Annotated in this window: 17 protein-coding genes; 8 read left to right on the forward strand and 9 right to left on the reverse strand. The window is 59.1% G+C overall.

Going from position 1 to position 14,365, the window contains the following annotated elements:
- Positions 1-3: 3 nt before the first annotated feature.
- The 3 genes from ACA075_RS00445 to prlC form a co-directional block, all read right to left on the reverse strand.
- On the reverse strand, positions 4-2,052 hold the full coding sequence (locus ACA075_RS00445; protein WP_497296843.1) for a M3 family metallopeptidase: 2,049 nt from the start codon (positions 2,050-2,052) through the stop codon (positions 4-6).
- Between the two features lie 112 nt (positions 2,053-2,164).
- A complete protein-coding gene (locus ACA075_RS00450; RefSeq protein ID WP_008152496.1) occupies positions 2,165-2,452 on the reverse strand; it encodes a YheV family putative zinc ribbon protein in 288 nt (95 codons plus the stop codon).
- Positions 2,449-4,527, reverse strand: coding sequence for an oligopeptidase A (gene prlC / locus ACA075_RS00455; RefSeq protein WP_497296844.1), 2,079 nt, complete (start codon positions 4,525-4,527; stop codon positions 2,449-2,451). The genes ACA075_RS00450 and prlC overlap by 4 nt, the downstream gene beginning before the upstream one ends.
- Positions 4,528-4,589: 62 nt before the next feature.
- Here prlC and ACA075_RS00460 point away from each other — a divergent pair, with 62 nt between their 5' ends.
- Both ACA075_RS00460 and ACA075_RS00465 read left to right on the forward strand, forming a co-directional pair.
- Entirely contained in the window at positions 4,590-5,135 is a 546-nt protein-coding gene (locus ACA075_RS00460; RefSeq protein WP_497296845.1) for a gamma carbonic anhydrase family protein, read from the forward strand.
- A gap of 26 nt (positions 5,136-5,161) precedes the next feature.
- On the forward strand, positions 5,162-5,812 hold the full coding sequence (locus ACA075_RS00465; RefSeq protein WP_497296846.1) for an HAD family hydrolase: 651 nt from the start codon (positions 5,162-5,164) through the stop codon (positions 5,810-5,812).
- A gap of 106 nt (positions 5,813-5,918) precedes the next feature.
- On the opposite strand, the gene ACA075_RS00470 is transcribed toward ACA075_RS00465, so the two are convergent.
- On the reverse strand, positions 5,919-6,995 hold the full coding sequence (locus ACA075_RS00470) for an aminopeptidase (protein WP_497296847.1): 1,077 nt from the start codon (positions 6,993-6,995) through the stop codon (positions 5,919-5,921).
- A 60-nt stretch (positions 6,996-7,055) separates the two neighbouring features.
- Here ACA075_RS00470 and ACA075_RS00475 point away from each other — a divergent pair, with 60 nt between their 5' ends.
- Both ACA075_RS00475 and ACA075_RS00480 read left to right on the forward strand, forming a co-directional pair.
- Complete coding sequence (locus ACA075_RS00475) at positions 7,056-7,478, forward strand: PA0061/PA0062 family lipoprotein (RefSeq protein ID WP_497296848.1); 423 nt, start codon at positions 7,056-7,058, stop codon at positions 7,476-7,478.
- A 40-nt stretch (positions 7,479-7,518) separates the two neighbouring features.
- The gene (locus ACA075_RS00480) at positions 7,519-7,941 is read left to right on the forward strand and encodes a PA0061/PA0062 family lipoprotein (protein ID WP_497296849.1); all 423 of its coding nucleotides are present in this window, start codon (positions 7,519-7,521) and stop codon (positions 7,939-7,941) included.
- Between the two features lie 6 nt (positions 7,942-7,947).
- On the opposite strand, the gene ACA075_RS00485 is transcribed toward ACA075_RS00480, so the two are convergent.
- Both ACA075_RS00485 and ACA075_RS00490 read right to left on the reverse strand, forming a co-directional pair.
- The gene (locus ACA075_RS00485) at positions 7,948-8,181 is read right to left on the reverse strand and encodes a DUF1161 domain-containing protein (protein WP_497296850.1); all 234 of its coding nucleotides are present in this window, start codon (positions 8,179-8,181) and stop codon (positions 7,948-7,950) included.
- A gap of 238 nt (positions 8,182-8,419) precedes the next feature.
- A complete protein-coding gene (locus tag ACA075_RS00490; RefSeq protein WP_008152515.1) occupies positions 8,420-8,851 on the reverse strand; it encodes an OsmC family protein in 432 nt (143 codons plus the stop codon).
- Between the two features lie 243 nt (positions 8,852-9,094).
- Here ACA075_RS00490 and ACA075_RS00495 point away from each other — a divergent pair, with 243 nt between their 5' ends.
- Positions 9,095-10,096 carry an LLM class flavin-dependent oxidoreductase gene (locus ACA075_RS00495; RefSeq protein WP_497296851.1) on the forward strand — a complete coding sequence of 334 codons (1,002 nt, stop codon included), beginning with the start codon at positions 9,095-9,097 and terminating at the stop codon, positions 10,094-10,096.
- 68 nt (positions 10,097-10,164) lie between these two features.
- Here the strand turns inward: ACA075_RS00495 and ACA075_RS00500 are convergent, their stop codons facing one another.
- A complete protein-coding gene (locus ACA075_RS00500) occupies positions 10,165-10,386 on the reverse strand; it encodes a DUF1161 domain-containing protein (protein WP_094469769.1) in 222 nt (73 codons plus the stop codon).
- A 123-nt stretch (positions 10,387-10,509) separates the two neighbouring features.
- On the reverse strand, positions 10,510-10,725 hold the full coding sequence (locus ACA075_RS00505; RefSeq protein WP_057011580.1) for a dodecin: 216 nt from the start codon (positions 10,723-10,725) through the stop codon (positions 10,510-10,512).
- A 157-nt stretch (positions 10,726-10,882) separates the two neighbouring features.
- On the opposite strand from ACA075_RS00505, the gene ACA075_RS00510 reads away from it, so the two are divergent.
- Complete coding sequence (locus tag ACA075_RS00510) at positions 10,883-11,209, forward strand: ElaB/YgaM/YqjD family protein (RefSeq protein ID WP_008152522.1); 327 nt, start codon at positions 10,883-10,885, stop codon at positions 11,207-11,209.
- On the opposite strand, the gene ACA075_RS00515 is transcribed toward ACA075_RS00510, so the two are convergent.
- Positions 11,206-12,099 (reverse strand): LysR family transcriptional regulator, encoded by an 894-nt coding sequence (locus ACA075_RS00515; protein WP_497296852.1) that lies wholly within the window; start codon positions 12,097-12,099, stop codon positions 11,206-11,208. The two genes, ACA075_RS00510 and ACA075_RS00515, sit on opposite strands and share 4 nt — an antisense overlap.
- 112 nt (positions 12,100-12,211) lie before the next feature.
- On the opposite strand from ACA075_RS00515, the gene trpB reads away from it, so the two are divergent.
- Positions 12,212-13,432 carry a tryptophan synthase subunit beta gene (gene trpB / locus ACA075_RS00520; RefSeq protein ID WP_497296853.1) on the forward strand — a complete coding sequence of 407 codons (1,221 nt, stop codon included), beginning with the start codon at positions 12,212-12,214 and terminating at the stop codon, positions 13,430-13,432.
- Positions 13,432-14,244, forward strand: coding sequence for a tryptophan synthase subunit alpha (gene trpA / locus ACA075_RS00525; protein WP_497296854.1), 813 nt, complete (start codon positions 13,432-13,434; stop codon positions 14,242-14,244). The genes trpB and trpA overlap by 1 nt, the downstream gene beginning before the upstream one ends.
- Positions 14,245-14,365 lie beyond the last annotated feature (121 nt).

The raw sequence follows: 14,365 nt of genomic DNA on the forward strand, positions 1-14,365 counted from the left end.
GCATCAGTTCATCGGGCAATCGCTACTGGCCGGCATCGCGAAAAAGCTGTCGGCGATCGAGCGTCCTTGGAATTCTTCCAGGGCGACCAGCAGCGAGCGCGAATCCCCCGGTGAAAAAAAGGCTTCGCGAAAGGCCTTGCCTGTTTGCGGGTTGAACACCCACTCGCGCTGAAACCGTTTGAACGCCTCGGTCGCCAGTACGCCCGACCATTTGTAGGCGTAAACCGACGCCGCGTACCCGGTCACCATGTAATCGAAGCTGTTGGCAAACCGACAATAGGGCGGCAGTTGCAGGTGAGGGATCTCTCGCAGCACGTCGTCGAAAATTTGTTCAACGTTTCGGCCATCCCCTTGGCTGCGGTGCAATTCGAAGTCGAACAACGCGGAAAGTAACAGCTCTGCGGTTTGCCGGCTGGTCTGGGTCTGGATCGCTGCCAAAGCTGCGTCGACTCGCGCTTCGGCCAGACGCTCGCCGGTCTGGTGGTGAGCGGCCAGCCACAGCAGAAACTCCCCTGACTGGCACCAAAGCTCGAACAATTGCCCGGTGAACTCTGCCGTATCGCGTCCCAGCTGGGTGATACCGGACAGGCGATGGTGAGGCGAGCGGGTCAGAACGTGCTGCAAGCAATGGCCGAACTCATGGAACAGAACGCGCAGGTCCTTATGAGCGAGAAGGCAAGGACGCTCGGCGTTCCCGGGCGTGAAGTTGCCATGAAGCACGGCGATCGGCAGCGTCAATCGACCTTCGGCGTCCAGTCGCCGATTACGTAGCGTAGCGGTCCAGGCAAAGTCCGGCGCTTCATCCCGATGGAAAGGGTCGAGGTAAATGTGCCCGACGACCTGGCCATGCTCGCTGATTTCAAACAGACGCACGCTGTCATGCCAGCGGCTGAATACCCGCTGTTCGACGATCTGGATGCCAAACATGCGCTCGCTGAACAGGCAAAGTCGATGCAGCGTCCCGTCCAGCGGAAAGTACGATCTCAGGTCTTTCAACGCCCCGCCGAGACGTTGCTGGCGTAGTTGTTCGGCGAGAAACTCGTGGTCCCAAGGGTGGATCTCAGTCATGCCGCGCTCAAGCGCAAACGCCTTGAGTTCTTGTGCGTCCTTCTCGAGTTCCGGTGTTGCCTGCACGATTTGCCGCCGCAGGAAACCGGTGACTTGCGCGGTGGATTCGGCCATTTCCGTTACAAGGCTGAGTTGCGCGAAGTTCTCATACCCCAGCAACCTGGCTTTCTGGTGACGCATGGATAACAGCAGCTCCAGCACTGGACCATTATCGAATTGCCCGTCGTGGGGGCCTTGATCGGAAGCTCGGGTGGAGTAGGCGACAAAGTATTCTTCACGCAGGGATCGGTCTTCGGCATAGGCCATGACGCGAGTGAAGCTGTCCTGGTCCAGACGCATCAGCCAGCCTTCGTGCCCTGCCTGCTGCGCGTTGACTGCCAGACGCTCCAGTGTCGCCGCAGACAAACCGCGCAATTGCGAGACGTCGTCGATGCGCTTGGTCCAGGCTGCGCTTGCGCCTTCCAGGTGGGTCATGAACAGGCTTTGCAGCACCCCGATGTCGCGATTCAGCCGGGCCAGCGTCTGCTGTTGGTCGATGGGCAGTTCGATGCCGGACAAGCGAAACCGGCGCAGAATCTTGTTCAAAACCGCTTTGCGCGGCTCATCGTAATTCGCCGCAGCCGGACTCTGCGCCAGCCGCTGATAAGCCCGGAACAGTGCGTGATTACCCATCTTTTCAGATGTGTACTGCGCAGCGACATCGCTGCAAGTCGCGCTGGCTGCGTCCCAGGCCTTGCCCTCATGTTTCACCATAGAAAGGGTTTCGATGACGCCCATGGCCTCATCCAGACGCGCATCGGTTTCATCAACGGCCAATACCAGATCATCCCAGTTCGGGATCGTGGATTGGCTCGCGATAATCCCGGCAATGGCCTGGCGGTTGTCGGCAACAAGGGAGTCGATGGCAGGCACCAGGTGCTCGGCGCGGATGTCCGGCCAGGGCGGCAGATCCCAGTGCTGTAGCAGAGGATTGATATCAGGCATGGCGTCTTCCTTGAATAGGACTGAAGGATTCAGCCTAAGGAGGACGCGCGGGGGAAGGGTGGTAAATAGATACCACCTTCCACCCCGTCAAAGGGGGGAAGGTGGAGTTGACTCAATGTTGCTCGTCGGGCTTTTTCTTCAGCTTCGGGTTCGGGAAGAACTGCACCGCCTGAACCTTGGCGTCCGGCACCTTGAGCGCCGAAGTGTTGACCCGCGTGCCCAATTCCTTGGGCACCGACAGACCTTGTTCATTGAGCGTGTCCGAATAACCGCAGGCCACGCATTCGCGATGCGGGACCTCGTCTTCGTTCCACATCATCAATTTGTCCGGCTCGCTGCATGCCGGGCAGACCGCCCCGGCGATAAAGCGTTTTTTCGTGATCACAGGCCCCTCGCTCATGCTGCCGCGTCCTCACTCAGGCCGCTATGGCGCAAGAGTGCGTCAATCGACGGCGCACGGCCACGGAAGTCGACGAACAGCACCATGGGTTCCTGAGAACCGCCGCGTGCCAGGATCGCTTCGCGGAACGCACGACCTGTTTCGGCATTGAGCACGCCGTCTTCCTCGAACTTCGAGAAGGCGTCGGCCGACAGCACTTCAGCCCATTTGTAGCTGTAGTAACCCGCCGCGTAACCGCCGGCGAAGATGTGCGCGAAGCTGTTCGGGAAGCGGTTGTAGGCCGGTGGACGCATGACCGAGACTTCGTCACGCACACCTTCGAGCACTTGCAGCACGCTGCGGCCATCGCCGTGGGTGGCGTGCAGTTCGAAGTCGAACAGCGAGAACTCCAGCTGACGAACCATCATCAGGCCGGACTGGAAGTTCTTCGCCGCAAGCATCTTGCCCAACAGGTCCTGAGGCAGTGGCTCACCGGTTTCGTAGTGACCGGAGATCAGCGCGAGGCCTTCCGGCTCCCAGCACCAGTTTTCCATGAACTGGCTTGGCAACTCGACCGCATCCCAGGCCACGCCGTTGATACCGGACACGCCGGCATGCTCGACGCGAGTCAGCAGGTGATGCAGGCCGTGACCGAATTCGTGGAACAGGGTGGTGACTTCATCGTGGGTCAGCAGGGCAGGTTTGCCGCTGTCGGCCGGGGTGAAGTTGCACACCAGATTGGCCACCGGGCTTTGCAGCACGCCGCTGATCGTGCGGCGACGGTCGCGGGCGCCGTCCATCCAGGCTCCGCCACGCTTGTTGGCGCGTGCATAGAGGTCGAAGAAGAAACGGCCGACGTGCTGGCCGTTTTCCTTGATTTCGAACAGGCGAACATCCGGGTGCCAGGCGTCGAAGCCTTTCAGTTCGGCGATCTCGATGCCGTACAGGCGCTGGACGATGGCGAACAGGCCGCCCAGCACTTTGTCGATCGGGAAGTAGGCGCGCAGTGCTTCCTGGGCCACGCTGTAACGCTGCTCGCGAAGTTTTTCGCCGTAGAAGCCGCTGTCCCAGCTTTGCAGGTCCGGGCAGCCTTGTTCGGCGGCGTAGGCCTTGAGCTGTTCCAGGTCCTGAGCGGCGAACGGTTTGCTGCGTTTGGCCAGGTCGCGCAGGAAACCCAGCACCTGATCGCTGGATTCAGCCATTTTGGTGGCCAGGCTCAGTTCCGAGAAACTGGCGAAGCCAAGCAACTTGGCCAGCTCCTGACGCAGGTCGAGGATTTCCTCCATGACCGGGCCGTTATCGTTCTGACCGGCGTTCGGGCCTTGGTCCGACGCGCGGGTGCAATAGGCAGCGTAGACTTCTTCGCGCAGGGCACGGTCCTGGGCGTAGGTCATCACCGCGTAATAGCTCGGGAATTCCAACGTGATGAGGAAGCCTTCCAGACCTTTGGCCTGAGCAGCTGCGGCCATTTGCGCCTTGGCCGAATCGGTGAGGCCGGCAAGGGCGGCTTCATCGGTCACGTGCTTGGTCCAGGCTTGAGTCGCGTCGAGCAGCTGGTTGGAGAAGCGGCTGCCCAGCTCCGACAATTTGCTTTGCACTTCGGCGTAGCGCTTCTGTTCGGCTTCCGGCAGGTCGATGCCCGACAGACGGAAGTCTCGCAGGGCGTGTTCGAGGATGGTTTTCTGCGCCACGTCGAAACCGGCGGCTTCCGGGCTGTTCGCCAAGGCTTCGAAGGCCTCGAACAGCTCACGGTTCTGGCCCAGTTCGGTGGAGTAGGCGCTCAAGGCCGGCAGGCACGACTCGTAGGCTTCGCGCAATTCGGCGCTGTTGCACACGGCATTCAAGTGGCTGACCGGGCTCCAGGCGGCGCCCAGACGATCATTGAGCTCGTCCATCGCCAACACAAGGCCGGCCCAGGTCGGTTGTTTGCCCTGGGTCTTGAGGATCTCGATAATGGCGGCGCGGTTGTCAGCCAGGATCTGTTCAATGGCCGGTTGCACGTGTTCGGCACGGATCGCCGAGAACGGCGGCAGGTCGTAGGACTGCAAAAGAGGGTTGTTCACGCTCACGGTTGGCACCTTGGCTGGAAGAAACATGCGGCCATCTTAATTACAATCGACGCTCACCGCAGCTATCAGCAACAGAGAGAAATCCTATCGTGACCCTTCGCAAGTATCAGAACCACACGCCGCTGTTGGGCAAAGGCGCTTTTGTCGACGGCTCGGCGGTGGTGATCGGCGACGTTGAAATCGGCGAAGACAGCTCCGTCTGGCCGCTGACGGTGATTCGTGGCGACATGCACCGCATCCGTATCGGTGCGCGCACCAGTGTCCAGGATGGCTGCGTGCTGCACATCACTCACGCCGGGCCGTTCAATCCCGATGGCTTTCCCTGCTTGATCGGAGACGACGTGACCATTGCCCATAAGGTCATGCTGCATGGCTGCAGGGTCGGCAACCGGATTCTGATTGGCATGGGCAGCATCGTCATGGATGGCGCGGTGATCGAGGACGATGTGATTGTCGGCGCCGGCAGCCTGGTGCCGCCGGGCAAGCGTCTGGAAAGCGGCTTCCTTTATGTCGGTAGCCCGGTGAAACAAATTCGCCCGCTGACAGACAAAGAAAACGCCTTTTTCACCTACAGCGCGGCGAACTACGTGAAGCTCAAGAATTTGCATCTGGCTGAAGGCTACGACCAGCTCTGAGCCTTCGCCCTAATTCAGGATTCAACATGCATTACCAAACTGTACTGTTCGACCTCGATGGCACCCTGACCGACCCGCGCGAGGGCATCACCCGTTCGATCCAGTTCGCCCTGAGCAAACTGGGCATCGATGAACCGGACCTGACCAAGCTCGAGCACTTCATCGGCCCGCCGTTGTTGCAGGCGTTCATGCAGTTCTACGACTTCGACGAGCCCAAGGCCTGGGAAGCGGTGAACTTCTACCGCGAACGCTTCAAGGTCACCGGCCTGTACGAGAACCGTGTGTTCGACGGCGTCACACCGTTGCTGGAAACCCTCAGCGGGCAAGGGCGACAGTTGTACATCGCAACCTCCAAGCCATGGGTGTTCGCCCGGGAAATCGCCCGGCATTTCGACTTCGCCAAACACTTCAAGGTGATCTACGGCAGTGAGCTGGACGGGACGCGCACCAACAAAGTCGAGTTGATTGCCCACTTGATCGCAGAAGAAGGTCTGGACCCGGCCAACACCCTGATGATCGGCGACCGCAAGCACGACCTGATCGGCGCGCGCAGCAACGGGCTGGATGCGGCGGCGGTGGGTTATGGTTTTGGCAGCCGGGAAGAATTGAGCGCAGAAGCACCGGCCTATCACTTTGAAACGCTGGATGAGATGCATCAGGCGTTTTTGCAGCGTTAGTTGAATTGCTATCGCGAGCCTGCTCGCTCCCACATTGGATCTGCGGCGTACAGATACCCTGTGGGAGCGAGCCTGCTCGCGATGAGGCCCGCTCTGCCGCCGAAGTTTATGAACCCACCAAAGCCTTCAATGCCACCTTGCGCTCAACCACCGGCAACGCACCAAGCTGCTCGGCGGCGGCGTAAAACTTCAGCCAATCCCCACCCTCCCGCCTGAACAGCTCCGCAAACGCCGGCACCCATTGGTCATACAACCCAAACGGCAACAACCGGGCATTGTTCATCGGCGCATTGATCCACGCGTCGTAGCGTTTGTCCCCAGCCCACCGGCTATCTCGCAGTTGTCGATATTCACTTCGAAGACGTTCGAACTCCGCCGCTTTGCGTTGGCGCATCCGGTCGGCGGCCAGCGGCAGGGCGTAGAGCTTTTCAAGCCGCGTGCGCGTTTCCAGAACCAATTGAATGAACAGGTCCCGCTGCTGCGCCTGCGCGCCGTTGTCCGGTGCCAGACCGCGCGATGCTCGCCATTGCCGGGTACCTTCCTGCTCGACGAAGGTGGCGAAAGACTCGTTGAACTCGGTGTCGTCCTTCACATAAAAGCGCTGGTGCGCGAGCTCGTGGAAGATCAACGTCGCCAGCCGCTCGTCGCCCCAACCCATCATTGAGCTGAGAATCGGATCGTTGAACCAGCCGAGCGTCGAATAGGCCTCGACGCCGCCAATCGACACGTCCATACCTTTCAGGCGTTGCAAGGCTGCTTCTCCGCGGGCGGCGCTCTGGCTGTAATAACCGCGGTAGGCGACGCAACCTGCGATGGGGAAACAATGGTTTTGCGCTGTCAGGGAAAACTCTGGCGTGGCAAAGACGTTCCAGACCACGAACGGCCGGCCAATGTCGGCGTACAGACGGTAGCTCTGGTTATCCGGCAGATGCAGCTGTTGGCTGGCGAATGTCCGGGCCTTTTGTGACTGGGTCAGGTGCGCACGCAGCATCGGATCGCGAGACGGATTGGCAACCACGTCGGCCACCGGCTCCCTGGCCCGCAGCAATTGCAGCTGACCGCTGGCCAATTGGCTGTAATAGCTGACGCCGGTGCAACCACTGAGTAATAAAAGCAACACACCCGGAAACAAAATCCGCAAAACGCGATCAAGTAACCCAAGGCTTGGAAGCGGCCTGATCAAAATAAAATCATCCCTGGAGAGTCTGCCCGCAAGACTATCCCGCCTGACTGGAGCTCCGCTATGCGCAAATTGATGCTGACGGGAGGCTTGTTGATGCTGACCGGCTGTGCCGGATTTGGATTACCTCACCATGATCCATCGCAAGCGTGGATCGACCTGGACTCACAGCAAGAAGACACCGCGCTGCAAGCGCTGGAAGTCGATGACAAGGCCTCTACCGACAAGCGCTATTTCGAGGTGCATCCGGGCAGTCATGAGCTGACGGTGCGTTACCAGTTTCCGGTCCAGCCCACCAACATCGGCCCCGACGCCGAGCCGCTGTGGCGTGACTGCCAGTTGAACGTGAAATTCAACGACTTCAATGCCGGTGAGCGGTATCAGCTGCAAGCGGGGAATATCGGCTTCCGGCCGTGGGCAAAGCTCTATGACCAGCAACGAAAGGTGATTGGCCAAGGCACACCGGCGGGCTGCCAACGCAGCTAATCGGCGTTATGCTGAATGACCATCCTTTGGGATATTCATCATGCGCAGGTTGATGCTGTTACTCGCTGCAAGTGTTGTTGCCGGCTGCCAGAGCCCGTTACCGGCGGTAAATCCGCAGATGGCCTGGATCGAATTCTCGACGCCATTCCCCAACGATAAGTTGCTGATGGCGGAGCGGCTGGACAAACAGCGATTGCGAGACGGGCGTTATTTCCAGGTCACGCCCGGCAGCCATGAACTGGTCGTCAGGTTCGACTTTGAGGTGCCCGGTGGCGGGGGCATGGGCATGATGAACTCCCCTGCGGAACGGTTGTGCTACCTGACCCTCAACTACGATCATTTTGAAGCCGGACAGCGTTATGTGCTGGAAGGCCGCTCGATCGCGTTCACCCCTGGCGCCCGGTTGTACAACTCCAAGCGGGAGATCGTCGCTGAAGATCGCGAGGCCTACTGCCTGATGTGAGGCAAATCAGCGGTCGTTTTTCTGATAAATGATTTTTTTGGTGCCGCCTTCGCAGGTGCCGACGACCATGTTCTGATCGTGTACTTCGTCATTGGTGACGATTTCCAGGGTGTAGGACGTGACGTTATTGGCCTGGATCTTGGCCTCGATCTCGGCCTTGAGCTCTTCACAGGATTTCGGCGCCGCCAGGGCCGAAGTGGCCAGCGCGCAACAGATAATCGCCAAGGCAAAACGTTTCATGGTTGAAGCTCCATTGAGGCAGCGCGCAGGGGGCTGCGTTTCAGCTGCTGTCATTTATTCGACCACAGTTTGGCAAAGCGAGTTCTGACTTCGCTCACAAAGCGCAGGTTTAGCCGTTGGGATGGTGTCGCTTAGAAGATCGCTTTCGCGAGCAAGCCCGCTCCCACTTTTTGAAATGCATTCCAAATGTGGGAGCAAGTCTGCTGGCGAAGGCTTCAGTACATTCAGCGCATGATCATCAGCTAACCAACGTCGCATCCAGACTGATCTTCGCATTCAACACTTTGGACACCGGGCAACCTTCTTTGGCCTTGTTGCTCAGCTCCTCGAACTGCGCCTGAGTGGCCCCGGGAATTTTCGCCTTGAGGATCAATTTCACCGCCGTGATCGCAAAACCACCGTCGACCTGATCCAGGGTGACTTCAGCATTGGTATCGATGCTGTCAGCCTTGAGCCCCGCATCACCCAAGATCATCGAAAACGCCATCGAGAAACATCCCGCATGCGCCGCGCCAATCAGTTCTTCCGGATTGGTGCCTTTGCCGCCTTCGAAACGAGCCTTGAAGCCGTAGGGCGCTTCTCTGAGTACACCGGTTTCAGTGGAGATCGAGCCGATACCCGTTTTCAGATCACCTTCCCAATGAGCCGATGCTTTCTTTGTAATAGCCATGTCTGCCTCCTCAAGATCCGGCGCGAAACGTCGCACCTTCGTGGTTTTCGGTTGCTAGGGTTCTGAGGATAGACGGTGGTGCAAAGTTCACCTCATCTCATAAGTCCTACTATTTTCGTAGGAATTTATGTCTTGGCTATTGAATCTCGGGTATATGCCCTCATTGCATGAAGCACGCTTATAGATTCGGCAGGTTTTCGTTCGCAAGAAAAAACCTGCGCCCTCAATTGGAGAAGCAGGCTTATGAAACGACTGTCCGATATCAAGTTCTCGACCCTTGATCTGGTGCCCGTGCGAGAGAACGGCAGCGCGGCCCAGTCGCTGCGTAATTCCCTGGACCTGGCACAGCATGTCGAAAAATTCGGCTATAACCGCTTCTGGGTTGCCGAACACCACAACATGGACGGCATCGCCAGTTCCGCCACCTCGGTACTGCTCGGCTACCTGGCCGGTGGCACGTCGACCATTCGTGTCGGCTCCGGCGGCGTGATGCTGCCCAACCACGCGCCGCTGGTGATCGCGGAGCAATTCGGCACCCTCGAAAGTCTGTATCCAGGCCGGATCGATCTGGGGCTGGGGCGCGCCCCCGGTTCAGATCAAATGACCGCACGCGCCTTGCGCCGCGAACGTTCCGGCAGCGCCGACGAGTTTCCGGAAGATGTCACCGAGCTGATGCGTTACCTCGGCCCACGCACGCCAGACCAGCGCATCATCGCCATGCCGGGCACCGGCACCAATGTCCCTGTCTGGTTGCTGGGCTCTAGTCTGTTCAGCGCACAGCTGGCCGGTGAGCGAGGTTTGCCCTACGCTTTCGCCTCTCATTTCGCACCGCGCTTCATGCACGAGGCGATTCGCGTCTACCGCAATCACTTCAAACCTTCTGCGGTGCTGGATAAACCGTATGTGATGCTCGGTGTGCCGCTGGTCGCCGCTGACACTGACGAACAAGCGGATTACCTGGCGACTTCGGTTTATCAGCGCATCCTGGCGTTGATGCGTGGCCAAAGCCTGGTGCAGCGTCCGCCGGTGAAAACCATGGATGGCCTGTGGCTGCCCCATGAGAAGGAAGCCGTGGGTGATTTCCTCGGTCTTGCGATGGTGGGCAGCCCGAAGAAAATCCGCGCCAAGCTGGAAGTGCTGATCGAGCAAACTCAGGCAGACGAGCTGATTTTCACCTGCGACCTATACGAACATGCGGATCGGGTTCATTCCTATGAACTGCTGGCGCAGGTCATGAAGGGCTGAGGCTCGGACGTCGCCGCACAAAAAAGCCGACGCATTGCGTCGGCTTTTTGATGTGCGCAGGATTCGGACTACTTCGAGTAGACGATGACCTTCGTGCCCTTTTCACAGGTGCCGACGACTTTCCCGCCAGCAGCAGCGCCTTTATCGACTATTTCCAATGAATAATTAGAAATGCCCTTGGCATCAAGTTTCGCTGCGATTTCGGCTTTCAGCTCTTCGCACGACTTGCCCTCAGCAAACGCTGTACCCGCAAGGCTCAACAAACCTACCGCTAAAATAAAATGTTTCATCGGTCGCATTCCCTGGTCGGATCAAAGGGAGCATCCAGCCATCAGCCGGAGGCACTCATGTAGCGCTTTGCCATTTCCCTATGGCACTCGGCCAGCGCGCAAGTTCAGAAGACTAGCTCAAACTCAGCTGCTGGCAATCCGGAACCCGACCTTGAGCGTCACCTGGAAGTGGGCGGCCTTGCCGTCCTTGATGTGCCCGCGGGTTTCGGTCACTTCAAACCATTCCAGGTGCTTGATGCTTTTATTGGCTTCGGCCAGCGCGTTGTTGATGGCGTCTTCAATGCTGGTGGTGGACGAGCCGACAAGCTCGACTTTCTTGTAGGTGTGATGGTCAGTCATGGCGTTCTCCTTGGGGTATGAAATACAGCCTAGCAGTGATTTTTCGTATTACTTCTGTCGGCTGTTGCAACGCAGAAGTTCAGATTTACTGCACTTTCTCGAACCCTTGAAGTCCCAACCAACACACGCTACTCATCATCAATGAAGGAGAGCCAACATGGCCAACACCTCTTTACGTAAAGCCTCATTGCAAAGCATGGAAGCCGAGATCGAGAGTCTGCTGAAATCTTTGGAAAATCTGAAAGACGACGCCTCGGACGAGTCGCGTAAAACCCTCAAAGCGCTGAAAAGCAACGCCGAAAACGCGCTCAAACATTCGCGCCATCTGCTCAGCGATGCGTATGAGGAAGTCAAAGTCAAAACCCGCGAAACCGGGATTGCCACTCGGGACTACGCCCAGGAACACCCTTGGACTACCGCGGGCGTTGCTGTGGGCGCACTGGGTCTGCTTGCGGCTTATCTGCTGTTCAAGCGCGGCGACTAATCTGTCTGGCGCAGTTCAGCTTTGAGCCACTGCGCCAACTGCCGAGCGCGCCCGTCCGCGGCGCGCTTGGGTAGCCACAAAGCCAGTTGCGCCGGGGTTTCACTGAATCCCCAGGGCGCAACCAGGCGACCGGCCTTCAAGTCCTCTGCCACCAGCGGCTCCGGTGCAATCGCCACCCCCAGCCCCGCCACTGCGGCTTCCAGCAGATAATACAAATGCTCGAAACCTTGACCGTACTTCAACGCCTTGGCGTCGAGGCCACTTTGTTGTGCCCAGCTCGGCCAGGCCTGTGGGCGCGAGGTGGTGTGCAACAAGGGTTCGTTCAATAACGCTTTGGCGGGCGCGCCTTGAAGCCGTTCGTAACCTGCAAAACGTGGGCTCATCACCGGGCCGATTCGCTCGCTGGCCAACTCATAGACTTGCATGTCCGCCGGCCATGGCGGCTCGGCAAACACCAGCAGGGCATCGAGCCCCGGCCGTCGCGGATCGAGATCGCCTTCGCCCGCCGACAGGTGCAGACGCAGGTCCGGCAGGTCCGCATTCAATCGTCCCAAGCGTGGAATAAACCAGCGCGCCAACAAACTGCCCGAGCAGCCGAGAACAAATGGAGCGTCAGCGGTGCTTTGGGTCAGCTCTGCGCACACAGTCCGCAGACGTTCAAAGGCTTCACCGCTGGCATCGCGCAAACGCACACCGGCATCTGTGAGTTTCAGGCCGCGTCCATCCTTGATGAACAGGCTCACGCCTAGGTGTTCTTCGAGCACCTTGAGTTGCCGGCTGACCGCGCCATGAGTGACGTGCAGCTGTTCGGCCGCCTGACTGACGCTGTTCAGTCGGGCCGTCGCTTCAAAGGCGCGAAGGGCGTTCAGCGGGGGAAGGTCGTGGCTCATGAGATCTGTGAGTTTTCCTGACAGGTTGTGGCGATCTTATCGGTTTTCAGGCTGGGGCGTCAGGGGTAGAGTGACCGTCATTGTCATCTCACGAATCCCACTGGAGCGACCCATGACCCAGACTAATCTGCGCAACGGCCCCGACGCCAACGGCCTGTTTGGCTTGTTCGGCGGCCGTTACGTCGCCGAAACCTTGATGCCGTTGGTTCTCGAGCTGGCCCGTGAATACGAATTGGCCAAGGAAGATCCGGCGTTCAAAGAAGAATTGGCCTACTTCCAACGGGACTACGTCGGACGTCCAAGCCCGCTGTATTACGCCGAGCGCCTGACCGAATTCTGCGGCGGCGCAAAGATTTATCTGAAACGCGAAGAGCTGAACCACACCGGCGCGCACAAGATCAACAACTGCATTGGCCAGATTCTGCTGGCGCGGCGCATGGGCAAGAAACGCATCATCGCCGAGACCGGCGCCGGCATGCACGGGGTGGCGACGGCGACCGTGGCAGCACGTTTCGGCCTCGACTGCGTGATCTACATGGGCACTACCGACATCGAACGTCAGCAGGCCAACGTGTTCCGCATGAAGCTGCTGGGCGCCGAAGTGATACCGGTGGTCGCCGGGACTGGCACCCTGAAAGACGCGATGAACGAAGCGTTGCGTGACTGGGTGACCAACGTCGACAGCACCTTCTACCTGATCGGCACTGTGGCCGGTCCGCATCCATATCCAGCCATGGTTCGCGACTTTCAGTCCGTTATCGGCAAGGAAACCCGCGATCAACTGCAAGCTCAGGAAGGTCGCCTGCCGGACAGCCTGGTGGCGTGCATCGGCGGCGGCTCCAACGCCATGGGCCTGTTCCACCCGTTCCTCGATGACAAAAGTGTCGAAATCATTGGTGTGGAAGCCGCCGGTTATGGCATCGAAACCGGTAAGCATGCTGCCAGCCTGAACGGCGGTGTTCCGGGCGTGCTGCACGGCAACCGAACCTTCCTGTTGCAGGACGACGATGGCCAGATCATCGACGCCCACTCGATCTCTGCCGGCCTCGACTATCCAGGCATCGGCCCTGAACATGCCTGGTTGCATGACATCGGCCGCGTTCAGTACACCTCGGTGACCGACGACGAAGCCCTCGATGCGTTCCACAAATGCTGCCGCCTGGAAGGGATTATTCCGGCACTGGAAAGCGCCCACGCCTTGGCCGAAGTGTTCAAGCGCGCACCGACCCTGCCGAACGATCACCTGATGGTGGTCAACCTGTCCGGTCGTGGCGACAAAGACATGCAGACCGTGATGCACCACATGGAACAATCGAAGCAGGAGAAACACTGATGAGCCGCCTGCAAACGCGCTTTGCCGAACTCAAGGAACAGAATCGCGCCGCCCTGGTGACCTTCGTCACCGCTGGCGACCCGAGCTATGACACTTCCCTGGCGATCCTCAAAGGCTTGCCCGGTGCGGGTGCCGACGTGATCGAGTTGGGCATGCCCTTCACCGATCCAATGGCCGACGGCCCGGCCATCCAGTTAGCCAACATCCGCGCACTCGGCGCCAAGCAGAACCTGGCGAAAACCCTGCAAATGGTTCGCGAGTTCCGTGAAGGCAATACCGACACGCCGCTGGTGCTGATGGGGTATTTCAACCCGATCCACATGTTCGGCGTGCCGCGTTTCATTGCCGACGCGAAAGAGGCCGGGGTTGACGGGTTGATCGTGGTCGACCTGCCGCCGGAGCATAACGGTGAGCTGTGCGACCCGGCCCAGGCCGCGGGCCTGGACTTCATCCGTCTGACCACACCGACAACCGATGATGTGCGTCTGCCGACTGTTCTGAACGGAAGCTCTGGCTTCGTCTACTACGTCTCTGTTGCCGGTGTGACCGGGGCGGGCGCGGCGACGCTGGAGCATGTTGAAGAAGCCGTTGCCCGTCTGCGTCGCCATACCGATCTGCCGATCAGTATCGGCTTCGGCATTCGTACACCGGAGCAAGCGGCGTCCATCGCGCGTCTGGCAGATGGTGTGGTGGTGGGTTCGGCATTGATCGATCACATCGCCAATGCCACCACGCCGGAACAGGCGGTTGATGGCGTGCTGAGCCTGTGCTCGGCGCTGGCTGAAGGCGTGCGTAAGGCCCGCGTCAGCTGAAGGTAAAGTTCCTGATACAGAGGAATTAGAGCCTCGCGGCACAGACTAAACAGCAAGACCGAGGGCTTCAGGACTACGTTCTGAAGCCCTTTTTGCTGTTTGTGCAGTGAGGAAAGACCCG

The organism is Pseudomonas sp. LBUM1663 (assembly GCF_059695905.1).

What these genes read in the sequence shown, in the direction of transcription:
- ACA075_RS00490 (WP_008152515.1), bottom strand. Translation starts at nt 8,851, where the DNA reads ATGGCTATTACAAAGAAAGCATCGGCTCATTGGGAAGGTGATCTGAAA.
- ACA075_RS00450 (WP_008152496.1), bottom strand. Translation starts at nt 2,452, where the DNA reads ATGAGCGAGGGGCCTGTGATCACGAAAAAACGCTTTATCGCCGGGGCG.
- ACA075_RS00505 (WP_057011580.1), bottom strand. Translation starts at nt 10,725, where the DNA reads ATGACTGACCATCACACCTACAAGAAAGTCGAGCTTGTCGGCTCGTCC.
- trpB (WP_497296853.1), top strand. Translation starts at nt 12,212, where the DNA reads ATGACCCAGACTAATCTGCGCAACGGCCCCGACGCCAACGGCCTGTTT.
- ACA075_RS00485 (WP_497296850.1), bottom strand. Translation starts at nt 8,181, where the DNA reads ATGAAACGTTTTGCCTTGGCGATTATCTGTTGCGCGCTGGCCACTTCG.
- ACA075_RS00465 (WP_497296846.1), top strand. Translation starts at nt 5,162, where the DNA reads ATGCATTACCAAACTGTACTGTTCGACCTCGATGGCACCCTGACCGAC.
- prlC (WP_497296844.1), bottom strand. Translation starts at nt 4,527, where the DNA reads ATGTTTCTTCCAGCCAAGGTGCCAACCGTGAGCGTGAACAACCCTCTT.
- ACA075_RS00480 (WP_497296849.1), top strand. Translation starts at nt 7,519, where the DNA reads ATGCGCAGGTTGATGCTGTTACTCGCTGCAAGTGTTGTTGCCGGCTGC.
- trpA (WP_497296854.1), top strand. Translation starts at nt 13,432, where the DNA reads ATGAGCCGCCTGCAAACGCGCTTTGCCGAACTCAAGGAACAGAATCGC.
- ACA075_RS00495 (WP_497296851.1), top strand. Translation starts at nt 9,095, where the DNA reads ATGAAACGACTGTCCGATATCAAGTTCTCGACCCTTGATCTGGTGCCC.
- ACA075_RS00445 (WP_497296843.1), bottom strand. Translation starts at nt 2,052, where the DNA reads ATGCCTGATATCAATCCTCTGCTACAGCACTGGGATCTGCCGCCCTGG.
- ACA075_RS00510 (WP_008152522.1), top strand. Translation starts at nt 10,883, where the DNA reads ATGGCCAACACCTCTTTACGTAAAGCCTCATTGCAAAGCATGGAAGCC.
- ACA075_RS00475 (WP_497296848.1), top strand. Translation starts at nt 7,056, where the DNA reads ATGCGCAAATTGATGCTGACGGGAGGCTTGTTGATGCTGACCGGCTGT.
- ACA075_RS00500 (WP_094469769.1), bottom strand. Translation starts at nt 10,386, where the DNA reads ATGAAACATTTTATTTTAGCGGTAGGTTTGTTGAGCCTTGCGGGTACA.
- ACA075_RS00515 (WP_497296852.1), bottom strand. Translation starts at nt 12,099, where the DNA reads ATGAGCCACGACCTTCCCCCGCTGAACGCCCTTCGCGCCTTTGAAGCG.